Genomic DNA, 24,612 nt, shown 5'->3' on the forward strand with positions numbered 1-24,612 from the left:
GAAGTTCCATTGAACATGTTTTTGCAGATCAGCTGTGATTAATGCTCCATTTGATTTTGGGAATAAATCAGCCTGGTCAGATTCTCAAGTACTTTTGTTTTATCAGATTTTAAAGACATCCACTAAAAATTATTTACGTGCATTCTAATGATGAAAAAGAGCTTTTGATGCAACTCCGCGAGGGGAATGCGCAAGCTTTGGATTATTTTTATCATCAATACAGTCTGAGGATCTATAGAAAACTGCTGAAAATGGTCAGAGTGGAGACAATCGCTGAAGAACTTGTACAGGATGTATTCGTCAGGATATGGGACAAACGTCATCAAATAGATCCTGACCGTTCATTTAGGTCTTATTTATTTACCATAGCGCAGAACCTGGTTTATGATCTGTATCGTAAGGTAGCCAGAGAAGAAAGACTTCAGGAAGTAATCAAAGACGCAAGTTCTGAAATATATATGCATGTAGAGGAAGGGGTATTTTTGAAGGAGACCAGTGAAATACTGAATAAAGCCATCAATAATCTACCATCTCAGCAAAAACTTGTATTTACTTTATGCAAGTTGGAGGGAAAAAGCTATGAAGACGCAAGTGCCACCTTAGGAATATCTACCTCGACAATTAACAACCATATTGTAAAAGCCACAAAGAGCATTAAAGGATATATGTTCAGAGAACAGAATGCAGCCTTTTTCCTGACTATTTCTTTAATGTTGACCGAAATTTAATAACCGTTTCGGCAAATTCATATTTTTTTCATGTTCAGGTAGATGACGCACTATTCTCAGACGTAATAGCAATAAAAGGAATTATTGTTTTGCAGAATAGAGAGCAACTAGAATCATTGTATCAAAAATTTCTGAGCGGGAAATGCACAGATGAGGAATTGGATTTATTATTCCTTCATTTTAAGACCCGGAGCTCAGATGAACTAATTGAATTGATCAGGCAGGAACTGGATTCCGCTGAAGATCCTGTGGAAGCCACTTTTGAAGAATTTATAAAGCTTTCAAGAATACATGACAGGATTAAATCAGGGATTGGTTCAGAATCACAGGAAGGGTCTTCAAAAATAATTTATAAGCAAATTTTTTATAATCTTTCGGTAGCTGCTGCAGTTCTCATTATTATTATTTCTCTGGGGATTAAGTTTTATCGAGACAAGAATAGCCAAAAGGAGGTTCTTCTTACGAATGAAAAGCCTATAGAAGACGTTGCTCCAGGTGGTAATAAAGCATTCCTAACCTTAGCAAATGGCACAAAATTATCATTGACAGATGCTACTGATGGCGAGCTTGCCAGGCAGTCAGGTATTAGCATCATTAAGACTGAGGATGGTCAGCTGGTATACAATGTAGGTAATACAGATAGAGAAGAAAATGCAGCTCCTTTATTTAATACCATTGAAACACCCCGTGGAGGACAATATCAAATTAATTTGCCTGATGGTTCCAGGATTTGGCTAAATGCTGCTTCATCATTACGTTACCCTGTAGTATTCAGTGGTAGTGAGCGCAAAGTTGAATTAAAAGGAGAAGCTTATTTCGAGATTGCCGAAAATAAGGCGAGTCCTTTCAGGGTGGTCAGTAATAATCAGATTGTAGAAGTTTTGGGAACCCATTTTAATATTAATTCTTATCCGGAGGAGGGTAATGTTAGAACCACTTTAATAGAAGGTAGTGTTAAAGTCCGCTCGGGAAATAATTCAGCAATGTTAAAACCGGGTCAACAATCGCAGGTGGGTAATTCTATCCACGTAACGCAAGCGGATACATATGAAACCATTGCCTGGAAGAATGGCAAGACCCAATTTTCAAATGCAGATATTAAAACCATCATGCGAATGCTATCACGCTGGTATGATGTAGAAGTTGAATACCAAGGTGAGATGATCGGAACCGGGTTCGGAGGATCAGTATCCAGGTCTAAGAATATTTCTGAAATTTTAAAACTTTTGGAATTAACCGGCGACGTTCATTTTAAAATAGAAGGAAGGAGGGTTACAGTCATGCCGTAATTTTTACATCTAAAAGGCAAACCAAAAAAAGCCAGAAGTGGTGGTTCACTTCCGGCTAAATATGGGTTTATGCCTAATAAAATTGATTTGACACAAGATTTGTTAACTAAAACCCAAACACAAATATATGAAATTTTATGATTTCGGTCCGGCCGGCTTACTTCGGCGGATAAAGAAGCCCACTCTGATTTTAGATCATGGTGCTTCGTTTTTTAAAACAGCCTTAAAACGCAAAATTATTATGAGGATTAATATTATCCTGATCTTAATGACAACAACTTTAGTTCAGGTTAGTGCATCTACATATGCACAAAAAATAACCTTAGCTAAAAATAATGCGTCAATAGTTGACATTTTCAAAGCGATTCAAGCTCAAAGCGACTATGATTTTATTTACTCAAACCGGCTGATTAACAAGGCAGGAAAGGTAAATATTCATGTTGCTGAAGCTCCTCTATTGGACGTATTGGAAATATGCTTTAAAAATCAACCATTTACCTATTCAATTAAGGATAGAACCATAGTGATAAAGGAAAGAGAGCACCCTATTCAAAAGCAGGATATAGTCGAGGTAGATTTACGGATTGATATTACAGGTAAGGTAATTGATAAAAATGGGCTGCCAATACCGGGGGTCAGTGTGAAATACAAAGGCAGTAACATAGGTTCAGTTACGGATATGGATGGCAACTATAAGATCAATTCCCCTGATGGAAACGGGACTCTCGTGTTTTCATCAATAGGGTACGTCACCCAGGAAGTATTGATGAATAACAGAACTAAAATTGATATTGTTCTGGCTGAGGATTTACAGGGGCTATCTGAGGTTCTGGTTGTAGGGTATGGCACACAAAAGAAGGTGAATTTAACAGGAGCAGTTAGCCAGATAACATCAGAGCGTCTCGAAAAGAGGGCTGTAACCAATATAGATCAGGCATTACAGGGAGTTGCCCCGGGTTTGAATATTACAACAAATACTGCACTGGGAGGTGAACCTAATGCAAATATGGGAATGAATATTCGGGGAATAGGTTCCCTTTCGGGAGGTTCACCCTATATTTTGGTTGATAATGCCCCTATGGATCTGAATAATGTTAACCCCGCAGATGTTGAGTCTATTTCTGTACTCAAAGACGCAGCTTCTACAGCAATATACGGATCCAGAGCAGCTTATGGAGTAATACTGATTACTACTAAATCTGGCAAGTTAAATGAACAGATGAAGGTAAGCTATAACAATAATTTTGCAATGGCAGAGCCTACTTATCTGCCGGGATTTGTAAATTCTTTAACCTTTGCGAATAGTATAAATGAGGCTGCAACAAATTCAGGTCAGAACAGGATTTTTAATGATGAAACTCTGGCCAGAATAGTTAAATACCAGGCAGATCCTGTAAATACTCCTTCTATGGTAAAGAATCCAAGCGACCCCAATGGTTGGGGATACTGGAACTTAGGGAATGCAAATACAGATTGGTACGATGTGCTGTACAAAGACTGGGCTTTATCCCAAAGACATAATGCCGGAATAAGTGGTGGCTCCAAGAACACAAATTACTATGTCGGTTTAGGCTGGGTTGATGAACCCGGCAAATTAAATTTTGCCAATGAACAATTTCAGAGATATAATCTGACCACGAATATTTCCATGAAAGTTACCGATAGATTTACGGTCTCGATGAAGGCAAAGCTTAACAGAAGTTACCAAAAATTTTTCCAATCACAGAATGCAGGTGATAGACAAGGTTTTTTCTCAAGTATGGGAATATCATGGCCAACCGATCCTGTTTATACTCCAAACGGAGATTTTGCAATGGATAAGAACCAACCGCCTGTTTTGGCAAATGGAGGTAGTGATAAACAATATATTACCGATCTGTGGTTAAATCCTTCATTTGAATTAAAACTAGCTGAAGGCTGGAAAGTTAATGGTGATGTCAGTTTTAATACAAATTCATACAGAAGAAGTGATCATAGGAAAGTAATATGGGGATTGGCGACTGATGGAGTAACACCGATAAGGCATTACAGCCAGAACTGGAACAGGATGTATCAGGAATTGTCATACAATGAGTATTTTACTTCAAACGTATTTACAGAATATTCAAAGCAAGTTAAAAACCATTCCTTCAGTGTTTTATTGGGTGGACAGGCAGAATTATCAAATGATTTGGTACTTAATGGATGGCGAAGGGATTTGATCAGTGAATTAGTGCCTGCAATCAGCACTGCCATTGGTGATAAAGATGTGGATGAGAATATGTCTCATTGGTCTACTTTGGGAACTTTTATGCGTTTTTCTTACAATTTCAATGAAAAATACCTTCTTGAATTGAATGGTAGATACGATGGCTCATCCAGATTTCAAAGTGGCAGAAGGTGGGGCTTTTTCCCTTCAGCATCTTTAGGGTATAATATATGGAAAGAAAAGTTCTGGGAACCTATGGCAAATGTGATTAATACCATGAAGCTGAGAGCATCTTATGGCTCGTTGGGTAACCAAAACGTGGCTAACTACCTTCATGTAGAAACCGTTCCTATTCAAACGAATTTACCATATATAATTGATGGGAAACGACCTGTTTATACCAATGTTCCATCAAACAGAAGCCTTGGACTGACATGGGAGACATCCAAGACTCTGAACTTTGGTATAGATGCCGAAGCACTTAACAACCGTTTAGGGTTTTCATTGGATTGGTACAACCGGAAAACGGAGAATATGTTTGGCCCTGGTGAGTCTGTCCCATCGGTATACGGAGCTGCTGTTCCTCTAAACAACAATGCTACCCTGGAAACTAAGGGAATTGAACTTTCTGTGAACTGGAAGCAGGTTGTGAATAGTAATCTGAACTATAATGTTGGAGTTGTGCTTTCAGATAATAAAACAGTTATCAAGAAATACAATAATCCTACCAACTTTATAGGAAATTTCTATGAAGGCCAAAATTATGGGGATGTATGGGGTTATGAAACCGCCGGCATATTTCAAACCGACGCTGAAGCAGCAGCATGGGCTAATCAAGCCACTCTTTTTAGCAGGTGGGGAGCAGGCGATGTTAAGTATAATGATTTAAATGGTGATGGAAGAATTACCAATGGTAATCAAACCTTAGCAAATCCCGGTGATTTAAAGGTAATTGGGAACACTTCACCAAGGTATCTATTTGGAATAAATGCAAACGTAAGTTATAAGCTATTCGACTTTACGATGTTTTTGCAGGGTGTGGGGAAAAGGGACCTTTGGATGGCCAATCAATTTTTCTTTGGCTTTAGGGGATCCTGGACAAGCACAATTATTCCAGCTCATGCTCTTGATTACTGGAGTCCTTCGAATAATGATTCATATTTCGCCAGACCTTATTTAACTGCAGAAAATTTTAAAAATCAGCAGGTGCAATCCAGATATCTTCAGAATGCGGCCTATATGCGATTAAAAAATGTTCAGGTAGGATTTTCATTGCCTAAGGAATTATCCAAAAGGATTGGAATTGAAAGAGCACGGTTTTTTGTAGGTGGTGAAAATGTTTTTACATTTTCAAAAATGATGGAATCATTTGACCCGGAAGCAAACGTGAGGCAAAATGGCGCTACAATGGTATATCCTTTATCCCGTGCATTTACAGGTGGTGTTAATATTACATTTTAAATTTTAAAGACATGAAAATCATTAATATATATATCATCCTGCTCGCTATTGTTTTGAGTTCATGCAGTGATAAGTTTTTGGATAGGGAGCCATTAGACGCGGTATCCGCCGATGTCTATTGGAAAACGCCTGCAGATCTGGAAATGTATGTCAATCAATATTACACGGTATTTCCAAATGAAACCAGAACAGATATGAATCTGCTGGATGGGAATAGTGATAATTTGATTTTGGTGGGATTTAATTCAACCCTTGGAGGTACGAGAATAGTGCCTGCATCTGGTGGAGTCTGGTCATCTGCATGGACCAGTATTCGAAGTTTGAATTACTTTATTCAAAATTATAAAAAAGTCTCTGCACCAGCGGCTTCGGTCAATCAATTTATTGGGGAAGCCTATTTTTTCAGAGCTTACCATTACTTTTCGTTGGTGCGTGATTACGGAAACGTACCCTGGATTAATAAGCCTCTGGATCAAAGTTCAGGCGAATTGCAAATGGCCCGGACAGCCCGTAGTACGGTGATGGATTCTATTGTGTCAGATCTTGATAAGGCTATTCTTTTAATGAAGAGTAAGGGTCAGGGTTCTGCCTCACGATTAAACAGCCAGGTAGCGTTGTTGTTGAAATCGAGGGTCACACTTTTTGAAGGCACCTGGCAAAAATATCATGCAGGCAGTCCGTTTGGTGTTACTGGCTCTGATGGAAAAAAATACCTGACACTTGCCCGGGATGCTGCTAAGCAACTGATAGATGGTGGAGCTTATAATGTCTATACCTCAGGTAATCCCAAAACCAGCTATGCTTACTTATTTGGTCAAAATGATTATAGCAGTAATCCGGAGGTGATGCTCTGGAAGAAGTGGGATGCCAGTCTCGGACTTGTCCGCTGGGCGCCGAGTATTTGGGGTATGGGAATGGGTGTTACCAAAGCTACGGTAGATAGTTATTTATGCACAGATGGTTTACCAATATCAAGAAGTCCTCTTTATGCCGGTGATGCTAATCTGGTGAACGTTGTTAAAAACCGTGATCCGCGCTTGGCCCAAAGTATTTGGGTGCCGGGTGATCCGGTTAATATTCTTGGGGCTTCAGATACAACCTTTTTCAAAAGAGCGGATCTTCATCAGACGGGATCTTATTTATGCGTTACGGGATATCAGTTAAAGAAGCATTCTAATGCCTGGGGTGAGCATTTAAAAGAAAATTATTACCAATCTCAAATTGGTTCTATTCTATTTAGATATGCTGAGGCATTGCTGAATTATGCTGAAGCCAGAGCTGAGTTAGGAGAAATTAACCAGTCGGATATTGATTTAACTATTAATAAGTTGAGAGATCGTGTTGGAATGGCTCGCTTGCAGCTTAGCAATATAACAAATGATCCTCAATGGGATTATCCTTCATTGTCTCCAATAATCAATGAGGTTAGAAGAGAAAGAAGGGTTGAGTTGGCATTCGAAGGTTTAAGGCTCCATGATTTTCTTAGATGGAGAGCACATCCTCTGATAGTTAACAAGAGATCGTTAGGAGCAAAATTCGTTCAGGCGGATTTCCCTGAGATGAAGCCGGGAATAAATATTTATCTTGATGCTAACGGGTATATAGATCCTTACCTTAAAGCTCTTCCCGCAGGATATGGCTTTAAACCAGAAAGAGACTATTTAAATCCTCTGCCTGCTTTAGAATTGACATTAAATAAGAATTATACTCAAAATCCTGGTTGGCAATAAGTCCTGAAAAAAGAGGAATTATATAACATAGGTATATCATACGAGAAAGGCATAGTGGGTTTGGATATCCATTATGCCTTATAATGCTTAGAATAATTTTGGAAAGACGTGTTAATTGATAAATAATAAAAATGATTACCTGTAAATAAAAATGTATGAAAAAACAATTGCTGTTTCTCAGTGTCCCATTATTAATTGTATTAGGGATATTCGCATTTACCAATCAAAATGATGGTGAAGAAGACTGGCCTGCATATCTTGGAGGATCTGAGATGAATCATTATTCTTCTCTTGATCAGATCAATAAATCGAATGTTGGCAGGCTTGAGGTGGCATGGAAATATAATACACTCGATTCAGGTGTCTTTCAGTGTAATCCGATAATTATTAAGGGTGTTTTATATGGGATCTCAGCTGCTGGTAATGCATTTGCGTTAAACGGGGCAACCGGAGAAGAGAAGTGGCGGTTTAATCCGGATACCATAAAAAGATTTCTCGTTAATCGTGGAGTAACTTACTGGGAAGACAACGAAGACAAACGCATCTTATTCAGTTATGATCAATGGTTATATGCCCTTGACGCAAGAACAGGGAAGCCTGTTAAAGAGTTCGGCAACAATGGCCGCGTAAGTTTAAAATCTGGCCTGGGGAAACCTGAAGCCCTCGAAAAGAAGTATTTAATGTCGAGAACACCAGGCACCATTTATAAGGATCTGCTCATAATGCCTACGGTGATGATGGAAAGTGCCGGAGCAGCACCCGGTTTTATCCAGGCCTTCAATGTCAGGACCGGGAAGATAGCCTGGGTTTTTCATACCATACCCTTGCCTGGTGAGTTTGGCTATGATACCTGGCCTGCAGATGTACACGACAGGGGAATTGTTGGTGGTGCAAATAACTGGACGGGAATGGCGATTGATAAGAAGCGGGGCATAGTTTATGCGCCTACGGGAGCTGCGGCCCCCGACTTTTTTGGGGGAAGCAGAAAAGGAGCGAATTTATTTGCCAGTACACTGCTTGCATTGGATGTTAATACAGGCAAGAGAATATGGCACTACCAGTTCGTAAGACATGATATCTGGGACCGGGATATTCCTTCACCACCGAATTTGCTCACCATCAAACGGAACGGAAAAAGTATTGACGTAGTAGCTCAGTTCACAAAATCCGGTCATGTTTTTGTATTTGACCGGGAAACAGGGAAGCCAATTTTCCCAATCAGGGAAGTTTCAGTGCCAAAATCACCTGTTGCAGAAGAGGAGGCCTGGCCTACCCAGCCGCTTCCAACTATGCCGGCGCCAGTCTCAAGGAATTTAATAGCTGAATCTGACCTGAATACAGCGTCCCCTGATTACGATTCTTTGCTTCAGGTATTCCGTGGAACCGTGAAGGGCATATTTCAGCCTCTAAGTGATAAGCCTACACTGGTAGTACCGGGATTAAATGGTGGTGCGGAGTGGGGTGGGGCAGCAGCAGATAGGGATGGTATTTTATATGTCAACTCTAATGAAGTTCCATGGATCGTTACCATAAAGTCTAACACAGGCTTTGGTGAAATGAGTCGCGGGCAGGCGATGTATGTTCAAAATTGCAGCCCATGTCATGGTGTAGATAGATTTGGAAATCCTGCAAGTGGTTTTCCTGCTCTTAACACTATCAAAAACAAGTTGAAGAAGCCTGATGTTCATGAAATTATTGCAAGTGGTAAAGGAAAGATGCCCGGCTTCCCTCAAATTTCAGACGAGGACAGGAAAGCGATCTTAAATTATTTGTTTGATGAAGAGAGTGATAAGGATAAGATTGCTTCCTCAAAGAATGTATTCGGCGCAGTTGAGCCCTGGGATCTGAAGGGTTATAGCAAATTTCTGGACAGCAATGGTGATCCGGGAATAAAACCACCATGGGGAATACTGACTGCAGTTGATTTGAATACCGGCTTGCATAAGTGGAAGGTGCCATTGGGGGATGTTAAAAAATATAAAGATCAGGGGCTTACTACCGGGACTGAGAATTATGGGGGGCCGGTAGTTACGGCGAGTGGTTTGATCTTCATAGCCGCAAGCAAGGATGGTAAATTCAGGGTATTTGATAAGCTAAACGGAAAATTGTTATGGGAAGCTGATCTTCCAACAGCTGGATATGCAACCCCAAGTACCTATATGGTTAATGGTGTACAATATGTCGTAGTATCATGTGGAGGATCAAGATTAGGGGCTGCCAAGGGAGATCATGTAGTGGCATTTAAGCTCGGCAAATAATTGAACCAAGAACCAAGAGCCAGGAATCAAGATTGAATCCGGGTTTGGTTCGTATTCAGCATTATTGAATAAGGATCAAGGAGCAAAGAATAAGGACATTTATCATTATTGGAATCTTTGTTTCTCATATCTCACATCTCATATCTCACATCTCAAAATGAATACACCAATGAACACAACTTTAAATAGAAATTCAATTCTGATGAAATATTTCTTAACCAGTATTTTAATTCTTTCAATGCATTCCTCCTTCGCTCAAAAGGAAGGCCCCTGGCTTCATTTTTCTCCTCTTGTCGGACAGTCTAACGGGAAATATATAGTTCTTGTTGGCGGAGATGAAGCTTACAGATCTGAAGAATCATTGCCGATGCTGGCCAAAATTTTAGCTGAGCGCCATGGGTTCCGCACCACGGTATTATTTGCTATTAATCCTGAAACAGGATTCATTGATCCGAATTATCATCAGAATATCCCCGGACTTCAGTTTTTGGCCAAAGCTGATCTGATGATAATTGCGACCCGGTTCAGGGAGCTGCCTGATGATCAGATGCAGCATATTCATAATTATTTTGTTGCCGGGAAGCCTGTAATTGGATTGCGGACTGCCACGCATGCATTTCATTATAGCCGGAATCCGAATAATAAGTATGCTAAATATGGGTTTAAAAGTAGTCAGAAAGGCTGGGAGGGCGGATTTGGGAAACGTATCCTTGGAGAAAACTGGGTGAATCATCATGGAGCCAGTGGAAAGGAAGGCACCCGGGGATTAATAAATGGACTTGAAGTGGCAGATGCTAACCCTATCCTCAAGGGAATAAGTGACATCTGGACAACAACTGAGGTGTATGGCATCAAAAGTCTTCCTTCTGATGCAAAAGTTTTGCTTTGGGGCCAGGGAACAGAAGGTGTGTCTCCTACAGGAGCGGGTATCTGGAAAAGATCCATTATGCCGGTTGCCTGGACGAGAACTTATTTAAGTGAATCGGGTAAAAAGGGCAGAGTGTTTACAACTACCATGGGTGCTGCAATTGATTTCGTCAGTGAGGATTTAAGACGCCTTGTTGTGAATGCGGCATACTGGACTGTAGGTCTGGAGAAAAGTATACCTGCGAAAAGCAATGTGGATTTTGTAGGAAAATATGAACCTACGATGTTTGGAATGGATGGATTTCAGAAGGGTAAGAAGCCGCTGGATTATAAATGATAATTCCCCCCAAATAATTAATTAAGAATACAATAGGACTTCAGATAACCTTTAAAATCAAGTCCTGTTTAAAAGCGCATTATTTATTTCAGGCCTATAGGCCTGAAATATATTTGATGCCTGTGCCTGATCTCTTGTCGGGGCTAATCCGGCAAGAGATTATTTATAGGCTTTAAGACAGTTGCTTCCTTTACGACTCTTTAAAAGAGTTATTCCGAAATACAGGCTTAAACATTCCGATACTTTTTCCTTCTCAATTACGGAACCCATTTTTAATTCTTGTTAAAGCTAAAGCCATTGCGGGTAATGATAGTATTATACGAAATGATAGTGCCCCGGAGTAGTTTGGGGCCTGTTTCAGAATCATTTCTCCTGGAGAGAGTAGGTTAATAATGACCAAATTGTGGATTTAAGCCATGAATTATAATAAATCAGCTATTTGTCTGATAAACAGGATTTTTAGAATATAGTATTATTAATATAAATAGAAGTACTGGATTGAGGCTTAAACGAAAGTTAAATTTGATTTCACCTTAAACAATAATTAATTATGAAAAGTATTTTACTACTATTTCTCGTACTGTTTAGTACTTCGTACTATGCAGGTGCGCAAAGCCGAACCGTTACAGGGAAGGTAACTGATACGAAAGGGGAAACTCTTCCGGGGGTCAGTATTAAACTTAAAGGAACCAATGTTGGAGCTACAACCAGTATGGACGGAAGGTACTCGATCAATGTATCGGGTAGCAACAGCGTTCTTGTTGTTACTTACATCGGTTTTGTAACTCAGGAAGTCGCCGTAAACAATCAAACTTCACTTGATATTGCTTTAGTTAGCGATGTTCAGGGACTGGAAGAAGTCGTTGTTGTGGGTTATGGAACACAAAAGAAGGTGAACCTAACGGGTTCAGTAGCTTCGGTAAGTTCTGAACAATTGGAGAAAAGAGCGGTGACAAAATCGTCTCTTGCCTTACAAGGTCAAATGAGTGGTATTCAGGTGCGGCAACCGGGAGGAAACCCTGCGAGTAACGGGGCTTCTCTGGTTATCAGAGGACAAGGTACATTTAGTGGTGCGGGCAATAGTCCACTCGTCCTGGTTGATAATATCGAAGCTTCCCTGGATCTCGTGGATCCTAACGATATTGAGAGTGTTTCAATTTTGAAGGATGCTGCTTCTGCTGCAATTTTTGGTTCAAAAGCTGCAAACGGGGTTATCTTAGTTACAACAAAGAAGGGAATGGCAGGGAAGCCGATATTTACCTATAATTCCTATATAGGTAAGACAGAAGCAACCATGGTTCCTGAGATGATTAATTCATGGGAATATGCAGAAGTTATTAATCAGGTTTTTGTTGATGCTGGCGCAGCAAAGAGGTATTCTGACGCTGACATTGAAAAGTTCAGATCTGGAACAGATCCGGTGAACTTTCCAAATTTCGATCACATAGGTAATTTATTTAATTCAGGTAATGGTATTTCAACCCGGCATGATATTTCTGCCCGCGGTGGATCGGAACAAACACAATATATGTTTTCTTTAGGTTATTATAATGAAAACGGTATAATCACAAAAAATGATGCAAATCGCTATAATATTCGTGTAAACCTTGACAGCAGATTAAACGATAAGCTAAAGTTTAGTCTTAAGATGGCAGGAAATTTAAGCAAGAATAACCAACCTTCCGGTGTAAATGGCCTGGGCCTTGGAACTATTGTAGGGGGTGCTATGCGTAATGCAAATTCTATCCCTGGAAGAATGCCCGATGGGTTTTATGGAAGAAATGAGACACTTCATCCTGAAGCAGATTTAGAAAGCGCTTCATTTCTGCAAAACAGAGGCACTAATTTTTATACCAATGGTAGTGTAATATGGGATGTTTTTAAAGATCTTAAAATTACCGGACAAATTGGTCACACTTATGGTTTAGATCAATCTAAAGCTTATGTAGCTAAATATGCAATTACCCCTACTTATGGGAATGCTTTAAATAGTTTAAATGAAAATTGGTATCAGGGAACTGCTTTGACTCTTCAAACTATAGCCGAATACAATAAAAAGGTAAAAGATCATAACTTCTACCTGCTTGGGGGTGTTTCAGGTCAGACATATGATGATAAAAGTCTTGGTGCTTTCAGGGATGCATTTCCAAACAATAGTATTTATGAAATTAATGCAGGATCAACAAGCCGTGGAAGACAATCAGGAGGTGCATCAAGAAATACATTGCAATCCTATTTTGGAAGATTTAATTACAACTTCCGTGATAAATACCTATTCGAGGCAAATGCCCGTTATGATGGATCTTCACGTTTCCCACAGGACAGCAGATGGGGCTTATTTCCTTCATTCTCAGCAGCATGGAGAGTATCACAAGAGAGCTTTTTCAAAGATGCAAAAGATTCAATGTCCTGGTTAAGTGACCTTAAACTTCGTGCTTCATGGGGTAAATTGGGTAATCAATCGATCGGAAACTATCCTTATCAGGATTTGCTCTCTCTTGCGCCGGTTTACCCATTTGGCAGTACACTAAGTGCCGGTGCAGCCGTAACTACACTAGCTAATAAAAACATTACCTGGGAGACTACAACAATTAATAATGTTGGACTTGATTTAGGTCTCTTTAATGATAAATTATCCCTTTCAGCGGATTACTTTGTTAAAACTACAGATGATATTCTTTATAGTGTTTCTGTATCCAATATGTTGGGAGCTACTCCTGCATTAACCAATGCAGGTTCAGTTGAAAACAGAGGATGGGATTTCAATCTGAATTATAGAAATGTTGTTGGAGAATTTTCCTATGGGGTCTCCGCTATTGTTTCATTTGTTAATAATAAGGTAACTAAATTATCAAAGATCGATCGGGATATTGCCAGGGGACTTTTCGTGGGATACCCTATTGGTAGTGCTTATGGATTTAAAAGTGATGGTTTATTCGGAAGCAATGCAGATGTTGCCGGTTATGCAACCCAGCCATTTGCAGATCAGGCACAGGGTGGTGGAATTAAGTACTTAGATATAAGCGGCCCTAGTGGTGTGCCGGACGGTGTTGTGAATGCAACATACGATAGGACTATCATTGGAAAACCACTCCCTACATCAACCTATGCATTAACCTTAAACGGAGGATTTAAAAATTTCGATTTTAATTTGATGGTGCAGGGAGAAGGTGGAAGAAACGATCAGGTTAATCTTGGCCAGTTCTTCTTCCCGCTTGAAAACAATAGTAATGTGCAACGGGATGCTTATGAGAACAGATGGACACCTCAAAATCCAAATCCACGGGCAGCATATCCTAAATTGCGTAACATAGCTTCCGGATTTTTTAACACCAATCGTGTTGATTTCTGGTATCGCGATGCTACCTTTTTAAGACTTAAAAATGCTCAGATTGGATATACTTTGCCTAAAAAGATCATGAGCCGAACTGGTATGAGCAGTTTGCGTCTATATGTTAGCGGTGAGAATTTATTCACCCTTTCAGATTTCTATAAAGGTTGGGATCCTGAAATGCAAACAGGTGGTAGTGCCTGGTATTACCCGCTTAGCAAATTGTATGTTGCAGGTATTAGTTTGAAATTTTAATCAATTAATTAAATGATTATGAAAATATATAATAGAATAAGGATAGTAAGTGTATGCGTACTGATTTCTTTAGTCAGTCTATCCGGATGTCAAAAAGATTTGCTGGATCAGCAGCCATTAACGGAACTATCAGAGGGTTCTTTTTGGGAAAGCGAAGGAGATGCGATGCTGGCTCTGACCGGAATATACAACGGGAGTAGTGTTGGAAATAATGCTTATAATAATGAGCTGCTTATTTTGGCAAGTATGACCGATGATTCAGACTATAAAAATAGTAAAGTAGGACTCATTTATAGTGGTTACGTGGTTTCAAGTGATGGGCAAGTAGTAGGCTCCATCTGGCAAAGGGCTTATCGTACGATCTTTAAAGCCAACTATTTCCTTGCGAATGTTGACAAAGTAAAAATGGATGCTGCTAAGAAAGCCCAAGTGATTGCTGAAGCTAAATTCTTAAGGGCTTATGAGTACTGGCAACTTGCTATGTACTATGGAGGCGTTCCATTGGTTAAACAGGTTTTAAGTATTGATGATTCGAATAACCAGGTTCGTAATACATTAGCAGAAGTTACAGAATATGCTAAAACTGAACTTGTTGCAGCAGCCAAAGATTTGCCAGCAAGCAGACCAGATAGTGAAAAGGGCCGAATCCTTAAAGCTGCTGCACTTGCAGTTAAAGGAAGGTTAGACTTAATGGATAAAAAATGGGCAGATGCAGTTAAAACTTATAAAGAAATTATCGATCTGAACGCTCATATTATCGATCCCCGTTATAAGGCGATTTTTGAAGAAAGAGGGGAAAGCAGTAAGGAGATCATTTTGTCTACCAACTGTATAGCTGGCCTCTATGGAAATCCTCAGAATCAATTGGGTTATCATCCGGATGTTTATGGTGGTTACCAGGAAGATGGTGCTTTGGAAGAGTTGGTTAGTAGCTATCTTATGAAAGATGGTCAACCTATTGAAACATCACCTTTATATGACCCGGCTAATCCTTTTGCAAATCGGGACCCACGTCTTTATGCAACTATCTTTCTGCCGAATTATACTGTATTTAACGGTGTAAAATTCACAACAGCAAATAGCGGAATTGGAAAGCTGGTGGGTGCAACAGGATATGGCTGGAAAAAGTATGTTACTGAAGGTTATACCGGTGCTAATAATTCTTCTGGTGATGATATAATTCATATTCGTTATGCAGAGGTGCTTTTAGGTTATTTAGAAGCTAAGATTGAAAATAACGAAGCTATCACTCAGGCATTGCTTGATGAAACTATTAACAAGGTTAGAGGTCGGGCTGAAGTAGCTATGCCTAATGTTACTGAAACAGATCGTACAAAACTACGGGAAATAGTTCGCAGAGAAAGAAGGATTGAATTCGCTCTGGAACGTGTTATCAGATACATGGATATTCGGAGATGGGGTATTTGGTTTGATGTTATGGAACAACAATTTCATGGTATGAAACTTACCGATGACCCTGCTAACTATACTGCTTCAAAGGTTGAACTTACAGGAAAATATAAAGGTCACTTGATGACGATTAATAAAAAGGGAACCCATAAACCAGGGTGGGCACTTCTTCCTATTCCTTTAACTGAAATACAGTTAAACCCAAAGCTAACCCAAAATCCTGATTATTGATTTGTTAGCTTAACTATGCTTTTTTAAAAAATATTATAGACTTTCCGGCCTGCATTTGTAGGCCGGAAAGTCTATAATATCATTGTTTAGCAATTTACTCCTACTATCAAAGTCAATATTATGAAAAGGACATTGTTGTTTATTTTATTTTTTGGAATTATTGTCTTTTTGAGTCCACAATCCATAACGGGGCTTATGGCAACAGCTCAAGGAAACGGTAACAGTCTCCGTTCGGATCTAAAACCCAAACAGAATACTGTAAAAAAGCTAGATTTAGGAGGAGGCGTTTCACTTGAAGTGCTATATATCCCACCCGGAGAATTTAAGATGGGCAGTACAGCAGCAGAGAAAGCCTGGGCAACTGGCATTGAAGGCGGAGCAACACCAGGAACTGCACGAGAATCCTATGAAGGTGAAAATCCACGCCCAATGCGTGTAAAGGATGGTTTCTGGATGGGACGTACAGAAGTTAGTGTTGGTCAGTTTAAACGTTTCGTTGAAGAAAGTGGTTACATTACAGATGCAGAGAAGCCGGGCGGTAAAACCCAGGTTTTTGATCCTGAATGGAAGATTACTGCCAAGGCACCACCTCATCCCTGGATCTCAGTAAGTGGCAAGAGCTGGCGCGATCCCAATTTTGGTTTCCCCCTGAGAAATGATTATCCGGTAGTTTGTGTGAGTTGGAATGATGGTAAAGCATTTTGTGAGTGGCTGACTAAAAGAGAGAGGGCCGCAGGCCGCCTTCCAAAAGGACTAGAATATCGTCTGCCTACTGAAGCGGAATGGGAATATGCAGCCAGGGGAGGTCTTGAAGGTACTTATTACTGGTGGGGTAATGATCTGAGTGATGGTGAAGGTCGTTTAAATATTTCTGCTATTGACTTTTTGCCTGGCCGGAATAAAACATGGCCATTAGCTAAAGCACCATGGAGTGATGGTTTTGCATTCGTATCTCCCGTTGATCATTTTGGAGAAAGAGGAAGAAATGGTTTTGGATTGGCGGACATGTGTGGCGGTGTATGGGAAATTGTATTAGATCATTTTGATCCCAAAGGGGGTCATGAGGAGCCTCTTTTTACTGATCAGAACTATCGTCCTGTTTGCCGTAGCGGAAATTATTTTGACGTTCCGGGGAATGCACGTATAGCGGTTCGCCTGGGACTTCAGGGAGTTAGTTATTCCGATTCCAGGGATGGTTTTCGAATCGCTTTAGGAGTAGCACGGGACAAAAAGTAAAAGGTGCTTTTTCGGGATACCGATTCTAAACATTAATGAGATTAAGCAATCCAAAATAGCCGTATTGCTTAATATCTCATTTTATAAATTAGAATTATATTTAATTACAATAAATGGTACAATCTTCTATGTCGATAGATTTATAGAAAAAAGTATCATTAATGTAAACAGGAGTATCTGATTAATTTGTCAAAGAAATTGAAATTTGATTTCCCTTAAATCCTTGTAATAAATGAAGAACAGAATTCAACGTCGTGATTTCCTTAGGACCGCAAGCTTAGCAGGAATTGGTATTGGACTGAGCAGTATGTCCCAAATGTTATTTGCAAATGATACTTCTCAGAAAAAGATTAGAATAGGTATTATCGGACTATCAGTACATACTGAGGCTTTTTCAGAAATGCTTAATGCGGAGGTAGTTGATGCGGATATCGCGGGCTTCAGGGTTGTTGCTATCTATCATCCAAAAGGTAATCCTGATGTCGAGTTCAAAGCTGAGATGCTGGCCGACTGGGCTGCAAAGGCTAAAGGGCGGGGAATTGAGCTTGTTGATTCTGTAGAGAAGATGCTTGCTATGTCGGATGTTGTGATGCTTGAAACCAATGACGGAAGGCCACACATGGAGCAGTTATTGCCGGTTTTTAAAGCAGGAAAACCGGTATTTATCGATAAACCAATCGGAGCGAATTTGAAGGAAGTTGTGCAAATATTGAACGCTGCAAAAAAATACAAGGTGCCTGTTTTTTCTTCTTCATCGTTGCGATATGTTAGCGGAGCACAGGAAATCCGTAATGGGAAAGTGGGGAAGGTACTTGGTGCAGAGGCCTATAGCCCTGCCTCATTGCAGGCATCTCATACTGATATGTATTGGTATGGAATACATGGTGTTGAATCGCTTTATACAATAATGGGAGGTACAGGCTGCCAGCAGGTTACCCGTACACATACTCCAGATACTGATGTAATTGTTGGCACCTGGGAAGGTGGCCGGATTGGAGTTTTCAGAGGTTTGAGGGCTGGTACAAGAGGTTATGGAGGAACGGCTTTTGGAGAAAAAGGAATTGCGAATGTTGGGACTTTCGAAGGTTACAGAAGATTGCTTGTTCCGGTTGCAGAATTCTTTCGTACCCTGAAATCTCCTGTTGATCTGGCAGAAACACTTGAGATCTATGCTTTTATGGAAGCGGCTGATGAGAGTAAAAGACTTGGGGGTGTTCCGGTGACTTTAGCAAGTGTGCTGGCAAAAGCCAATTAATTAAAATCTTTTTAACATCATAATATTCACATATAATAAAATAACAATTTCTAATTTTTTAAACATTAAGCATTTATGAAAAAGTATAATGTAGGTATAATTGGGTATAGCTGGGTTGCTACTGCACACATCACAGCTATCAATAAAAGTCCAAATGCACAGGTTACAGCTATTTATTCATCGCGCCCTCACGACGATGCTGCTGAAAGTGAAAAATGGGGTTCTCCGATCAAAACCTATACTGATTTAAACGCAATGCTTTCAGATAAGAGTATTGACGCAGTGTCGATTACCAGTTATTCTGATCAGCATGCCGCCCAGGCAGTTGCCGCTGCCAGAGCCGGCAAGCATATCATTCTTGAAAAGCCTATGGCGCTTTCATGGGAAGACTGTTTACTGATTGATTCTGAAGTAAAAAAGGCAGGAGTAAAGGTTTGTATCTGTTTTGAGTGTCGCTATTCCAATCAGTTTATGGTTACTAAAGCACTAGTGGATACTGGTTTGATTGGAGATATTCATTATGCAGAGGTTGATTACCTCCACGGACTTGGTCCATGGTATGGTCAATATCACTGGAATATTAAAAAAGCTAAAGGTGGTAGTTCTATTCTTACAGCCGGTTGCCATGCATTGGACGCTATGCTTTTATTCATGGGGACTGATGTTGAGGAAGTTACCAGTTATGAAACAAAATCTAAAAACCCGATTTTTCAGGCCTATGAGTATACCACCAGCAGGGTGAGTATTTTCAAATTTAAAGATGGCAGAGTTGGTAAATCTTCAGCTATTATTGATTGTATTCAACCGTACTATTTCCATACCCATCTTTTCGGAAGTGAAGGAAGTCTTCTGGACGATAAGTTCCACTCTGAGAAACTCGGTACTGACCATCATTTATGGAGTTCATTGGCCATGAAAATGCTCGACACAGGAGATGTAGCAGATCACCCTTATCAGGCACAGTTTGATAAATTCTTTGAATGCCTGCTTGAAGGAGTTGACATGCCACTCACAAGCTTGAGTGATGGAATAAAAACTCATGAGATCATTTTTGCTGCCGACAGGTCAGCTGCGACGGGAAAACCGGTGAGATTATAATATTATTTGATAAAGGGTAAATGAAGAAGACAGCGCTGGCAGTTGCCGCACATCCTGATGATATTGAATTCATGATGGCCGGAACATTGGTCTTATTGAAAAATCAAGGCTATGAGATCCATTATATGAATCTTTCAACCGGTAATTGTGGGAGTATAGAATATGATTCTTTAACTACTACTGAAATAAGGTTGAAGGAAGCTCAAAATGCAGCGAGTATTCTGGGTGCCCAGTTCCATGGTCCGATATGCAATGATTTTGAGATTTTCTATGAACTTGAGTTGCTCAGAAAATTAACCGGAGTTATCCGTATGGTTAAACCCTCGGTGATCTTAACTCATTCGCCATCTGATTATATGGAAGACCATATGAATACCAGTCGTTTGGCAGTAACAGCTGCTTTTATTCGTGGTGTTCCTAATTTTTCTGCTGATCATGCTGCCGTAAATAATTACGACTGTGCGGTTTACCATGCTCTGCCTCATTCACTTTTAGACCCTTTGAGGCGCAAGGTAATTCCTGAGATTTTCATAGATACCAGCGCTGTCCACGCCACTAAGCGTGAAGCTCTGGAGGCTCATAAAAGTCAGCAGAATTGGCTGGAAGACAGTCAGAAAATGAATTCCTATATCCAGGCAATGGAAAATTTCTCATTAACAGTTGGAAGCATGTCCAAACGGTTTGAACATGCAGAAGGATGGAGGAGACACCTGCATTTTGGCTTCTCTGAAGGCGGGTTTGATCCTTTGAAAGAACTGGGAGCATGCTATTTAACAAATGAAGATTACAAATTCGAATAAAAAACATTAAACAACAGAATACTATAACAATTTTAAAAGAATATTATGCGTAAGAAAAGTTCTATTGCTCCGGGTTGGTGGGATTATACCACTTTGGATTTAGGTCAGAAAGTAACAGATAAAATTGCAGCCTTGACTCCTGAAGAAATGATTAAGATGTCAAGACCAGGTTTTAAAGTAGTCTTTTATGATACAATCGAGGAGTTTTATTTAGCTGAAGCCCTGGAATTTATCACTACTTGGAAATCAGCTACTGCTTCAAATCCTGTAGGTATTTGCGGACCAATCGGTCCGACAGAGCAATTGCCTCTGGTTGCCATGCTGGTTAATGAATTGGGCTTATCACTTAAGCATGCACACTTCTGGTGCATGGATGAGTGGGTAATTGATGGTAAGGAAGTGCCTGAGAGTCATCCCCTTTCTTTTAAGAGGGCATTTAAATCATTATGTCTGAACAGAATCCGTAAGGATTTGGTTATGCCTGATGAGAATGTGCATTTTGCTAAAGCAGATACTGCGGAGTATATAAATAGCTGGACAAAAGCTAAGTGTGCGATCATGCAGGGTGGACAGGGAGATGTAAAGCACTGGGCATTTAATGAACCGCCTATGCGTGAGGGAAAATATATCGATAATCCACCTACAGTGGAGGAATACAAACAATTGACAACGCGTGTTCTTGATCTGCATCCAATAACTATTGCACAAAACTCAAGATTACATTGCGGTGGAAATGCTCCAACAATTCCAACCCAGGCAGTATCAGTAGGTCCAAAGGAAACCTGGCAGGCAGAAAAAGTTTCAATCTGGCATGCAGGTGCTCATGATAATCCTTTTGGGCAAAGGTTAACGACTTACATGATTTCAAACAATATTCCAGATGTATCTGTTCCGATGTCTGTTCTTGCAGATCATCCTAATGTTCAGTTCAACTTTTTGAGATCAGGTTTGGGTACATGTTCAGTAGAAATGCACTAATATAAAAGCAGGTATCTTGCTTAAGAAATAACGATTAATAAAAAAAAGATGAATCAACTCAAAGAACTAAGAAAATTATTGGTGCGACCTATTTTTCTTAATGGCAGTAATGTTTTAAAACTGGTTGCGCCAGCTCTCTTAATCCCTTTGATAATTTTTTTGGCCAGCTGGAGACAAAGTCCAAAGTTTGAGCTCAGGGCGGGTGATAGAATTGCTGTTATTGGTAACGGACTTGCCGATCGAATGCAGCACGATGGCTGGCTCGAAACCTATCTGCAATCTGTTTACCCAAATGGAAAGTTAGTTTTCAGGGAATTGGGTTATACCGGCGACCAGGTTCACTACCGTCCACGTGCACACGAAGGTTTTGGAGATAGCGACACGCATTTAACAAATGTTGGTGCTAACGTTATCTTCGCCTTTTTTGGTTATAATGAGTCATTTGAAGACAAACCTGCAGAGTTTAAGAAACAGTTAATTGCTTTTATAGACTATACCCGGAAGCAAAAGTATGATAAGAAAGCTGCTCCGCGTCTGGTACTGTTTTCACCAATAGCTCATGAAAACCTGAACTCCAAAAATTTACCTGATGGTAAAGAGAACAACCGCCGATTAGCGGCTTATACATTAGCTATGGCACAGGTAGCCAAAGAGAAGGGTGTTCCTTTCCTGGATTTGTTCAGTGCTACACAGAAAATGTATGACAGTACGGCTGAGCCTTTGACTATCAATGGGGTCCATCTGAATAGTGAAGGAAACAGAAGATTGGGACTTTACATAACGGAAAACCTGTTCGGTAAAAAAGTAAGTATGGCTAAAGTTGGGTTGGATTCCTTAAGAAGCTCAGTTGTAGATAAAAACTGGCATTGGTTTAATCGTTATCGTTCAACCAGCGGAAATGATGTATGGGGTACACGTACTATTCAGGATGGTAACCATGTTACGCTGCAGAATGAATTGAAAATGTTCGAAGTCATGACTGCAAACCGTGATAAACGTGTTTGGGCCAGAGCTCAGGGTAAAGATATTAAGGTTGATGACAGTAATGTTCCAGAGCCATATCCTGTTGGTACGCATATTACGCGTGACATAAAATATTTGAGTGCTGAAGAGGCGATCGAGCGTATGACTATACCTAAAGATTTTAAAGTTACCGTATTTGCTTCTGAAGATAAGTTTCCCGAGATCGCCAATCCTGTAGCCATGCAGGTTGATACTAAAGGCCAGATCTGGGTTGCTTCATGGGCTGATTATCCGAAATGGGAGCCCTTGAAACCAATGAGGGACCGTATCGTTACACTTAAGGACGAGAATGGGGATGGGGTAGCAGATAAAGCTACAACCTTTGCTTATGTAACAAATCCTACAGGTTTTGAATTATGGAATGGTGGTGTGATTGTGGTTTCTGCTCCTGATATTTTATTCCTTAAGGATACCAACGGAGATGGTGTTGCTGATGTCAGGTACCGTATGTTAGGAGGATTAGGCTCTGATGATACCCATCACACCGCAAATAATCTGATCTATGGCCCTGATGGTAATATTTACTATCAGAGAGGTATTTTCATCCTGGAGAATATTGAAACACCATGGCGCAAGAGTGCAGAATCTGGTGAATCAGGTTTGTACCGCTTCAATCCGCGTACTTTTGATTTTTCACTTGTAGTGGATAATAGCCCTAACCCGCATGGAATCAGTTTCGATAAATGGGGAAATCAGTTTATTACTGATGGAACCACAGGAAAGGCTTTTCAGGTATATTTCAAGCGTACTGTGACGTCTACTACCGACAAAGGCGATTTTGAGAAGCGTCCTTTATTTAAACAAACCATCAGACCTTATACTTCCAGTCAGATCTTATCCAGTGGAAATTTTCCGGAAGAATACCAAAATAATTTATTGGTTTACAATGTTATTGGTTTTCAAGGGATTAAAAGGTACAAATTGAATTACCTGGATGAAGGTGTCATTGAGGGAGAAGAAGCCGGGAACCTGATTTTCACAGGAAACAATCCTGCATTTGCTCCAAGTTCAGAAGCTACTCCCAGAGTTATCGGTAAGGACTATACCGGAGACCCTAATTTCCGTCCCAGTGATGGTGTGGTGGGATTTGATGGAGCCCTTTATTTTGGAGACTGGCACCAGGCAGTTATTACACACTCTCCATATAATCTTAGAGATTTAAGCCGTGACCACGAGCATGGCCGTATTTATCGCATGGTAGCTACTAACAGGCCTCTGCAGAAGCCGGTATCGATCTATGGTGAACCTGTCGAAAAACTTTTTGAGCTTTTCAGACATCCGGTAGATGGAATACGTCATGCTGTACGTGTTGAGCTGAGTGCCAGAAATACCGATGAAGTGATTCAGAAAGCACAGGAATGGGTTGCTAAATTGGATCCTAAGAAGAAAGAAGATGCATTACCGATGCTTGAAATTCTTTGGTTGCATCAGCAGCACAATGTCATAAACAGACCATTGCTTGTTAAAGTACTTAGTTCACCTGAGTATCAGGCAAGATTGGCAGCTCAAAAGGTAAACTTCTTCTGGAGCGGTAAGGATACATTCAAACCTGCTAAATCCGAAGCTAGTGTTACCGGGATGCAAAATAGAACCTTTTATGAGAAATTCTGGAAAGTCCCGGGATATACTGACGTAAATACAAATCATCAGGGTCATAAACCTGAAGCTCCAAAGCCTGCAGCACCAGCTAACTCAGCTGCTGCCAGCAGCAAGGGTCCGGAATTACAAAATGATAAAGTTGCGATCCTGACCATTGAAGCTACTGATGAATTACGTTTTAAAGTTAAGGGCAAACTATTGTCAGACTTTACTGTAAAAGCAGCTCAGCCGGTAGAAATTACCGTTGAGAACCTTGGTTTAATGCCCCATAATCTATTAATTGCTAAACCCGGAACGGTTGATGTTGTTGCGCAAAAAGCAATTGAACTTGGGGAAAAGGGTGCAGCAATGAATTATGTCCCTGAAGGGGATATGGTGCTTTTTGCAACCAAACTCCTTAACGGAGGAGGCAAGGAGACCCTTAAATTTACTGCTCCTGCTGCTGCAGGCGACTATCCTTTCGTTTGTACTTTCCCTGGTCACTCGTTTACGATGCGTGGCATTATGAAGGTGGTAAAATAGTTGTGAATTAGGTATC

The 24,612-nt window shown here is 40.3% G+C and carries 14 protein-coding genes; all 14 read left to right on the forward strand.

The features are described 5' to 3' along the window. The first annotated feature begins 137 nt into the window (after positions 1-137). The 14 genes from VGE44_RS01455 (at position 138) to VGE44_RS01520 (ending at position 24,596) form a co-directional block, all read left to right on the forward strand. Positions 138-728 carry an RNA polymerase sigma factor gene (locus tag VGE44_RS01455; protein WP_331075988.1) on the forward strand — a complete coding sequence of 197 codons (591 nt, stop codon included), beginning with the start codon at positions 138-140 and terminating at the stop codon, positions 726-728. Positions 729-817: 89 nt separating this feature from the next. After that, positions 818-2,017 (forward strand): FecR family protein, encoded by a 1,200-nt coding sequence (locus VGE44_RS01460; RefSeq protein WP_331075989.1) that lies wholly within the window; start codon positions 818-820, stop codon positions 2,015-2,017. 127 nt (positions 2,018-2,144) lie between these two features. Continuing rightward, the gene (locus tag VGE44_RS01465; protein WP_331075990.1) at positions 2,145-5,666 is read left to right on the forward strand and encodes a TonB-dependent receptor; all 3,522 of its coding nucleotides are present in this window, start codon (positions 2,145-2,147) and stop codon (positions 5,664-5,666) included. Between the two features lie 11 nt (positions 5,667-5,677). Then, positions 5,678-7,396 carry a RagB/SusD family nutrient uptake outer membrane protein gene (locus VGE44_RS01470; protein WP_331075991.1) on the forward strand — a complete coding sequence of 573 codons (1,719 nt, stop codon included), beginning with the start codon at positions 5,678-5,680 and terminating at the stop codon, positions 7,394-7,396. Positions 7,397-7,551: 155 nt separating this feature from the next. Further along, positions 7,552-9,654, forward strand: a complete 2,103-nt coding sequence (locus VGE44_RS01475; RefSeq protein ID WP_331075992.1) for a pyrroloquinoline quinone-dependent dehydrogenase — start codon at positions 7,552-7,554, stop codon at positions 9,652-9,654. A gap of 169 nt (positions 9,655-9,823) precedes the next feature. Next, positions 9,824-10,858 carry a ThuA domain-containing protein gene (locus tag VGE44_RS01480; protein ID WP_331075993.1) on the forward strand — a complete coding sequence of 345 codons (1,035 nt, stop codon included), beginning with the start codon at positions 9,824-9,826 and terminating at the stop codon, positions 10,856-10,858. Between the two features lie 550 nt (positions 10,859-11,408). After that, complete coding sequence (locus VGE44_RS01485; protein ID WP_331075994.1) at positions 11,409-14,444, forward strand: TonB-dependent receptor; 3,036 nt, start codon at positions 11,409-11,411, stop codon at positions 14,442-14,444. An 18-nt stretch (positions 14,445-14,462) separates the two neighbouring features. Then, on the forward strand, positions 14,463-16,085 hold the full coding sequence (locus tag VGE44_RS01490; RefSeq protein ID WP_331075995.1) for a RagB/SusD family nutrient uptake outer membrane protein: 1,623 nt from the start codon (positions 14,463-14,465) through the stop codon (positions 16,083-16,085). Positions 16,086-16,280: 195 nt separating this feature from the next. Further along, positions 16,281-17,321 (forward strand): formylglycine-generating enzyme family protein, encoded by a 1,041-nt coding sequence (locus VGE44_RS01495; protein ID WP_331075996.1) that lies wholly within the window; start codon positions 16,281-16,283, stop codon positions 17,319-17,321. 232 nt (positions 17,322-17,553) lie between these two features. Continuing rightward, the gene (locus tag VGE44_RS01500; protein WP_331075997.1) at positions 17,554-18,576 is read left to right on the forward strand and encodes a Gfo/Idh/MocA family protein; all 1,023 of its coding nucleotides are present in this window, start codon (positions 17,554-17,556) and stop codon (positions 18,574-18,576) included. Positions 18,577-18,651: 75 nt separating this feature from the next. After that, positions 18,652-19,674, forward strand: a complete 1,023-nt coding sequence (locus tag VGE44_RS01505; protein WP_331075998.1) for a Gfo/Idh/MocA family oxidoreductase — start codon at positions 18,652-18,654, stop codon at positions 19,672-19,674. 20 nt (positions 19,675-19,694) lie between these two features. Further along, positions 19,695-20,474 carry a PIG-L deacetylase family protein gene (locus VGE44_RS01510; RefSeq protein WP_331075999.1) on the forward strand — a complete coding sequence of 260 codons (780 nt, stop codon included), beginning with the start codon at positions 19,695-19,697 and terminating at the stop codon, positions 20,472-20,474. 45 nt (positions 20,475-20,519) lie between these two features. After that, positions 20,520-21,452, forward strand: coding sequence for a hypothetical protein (locus VGE44_RS01515; RefSeq protein WP_331076000.1), 933 nt, complete (start codon positions 20,520-20,522; stop codon positions 21,450-21,452). 48 nt (positions 21,453-21,500) lie between these two features. After that, on the forward strand, positions 21,501-24,596 hold the full coding sequence (locus VGE44_RS01520) for a PVC-type heme-binding CxxCH protein (protein ID WP_331076001.1): 3,096 nt from the start codon (positions 21,501-21,503) through the stop codon (positions 24,594-24,596). Positions 24,597-24,612 lie beyond the last annotated feature (16 nt).

The sequence above is a fragment of the Daejeonella sp. genome, assembly GCF_036405355.1.
Lineage (GTDB): Bacteria > Bacteroidota > Bacteroidia > Sphingobacteriales > Sphingobacteriaceae > Daejeonella.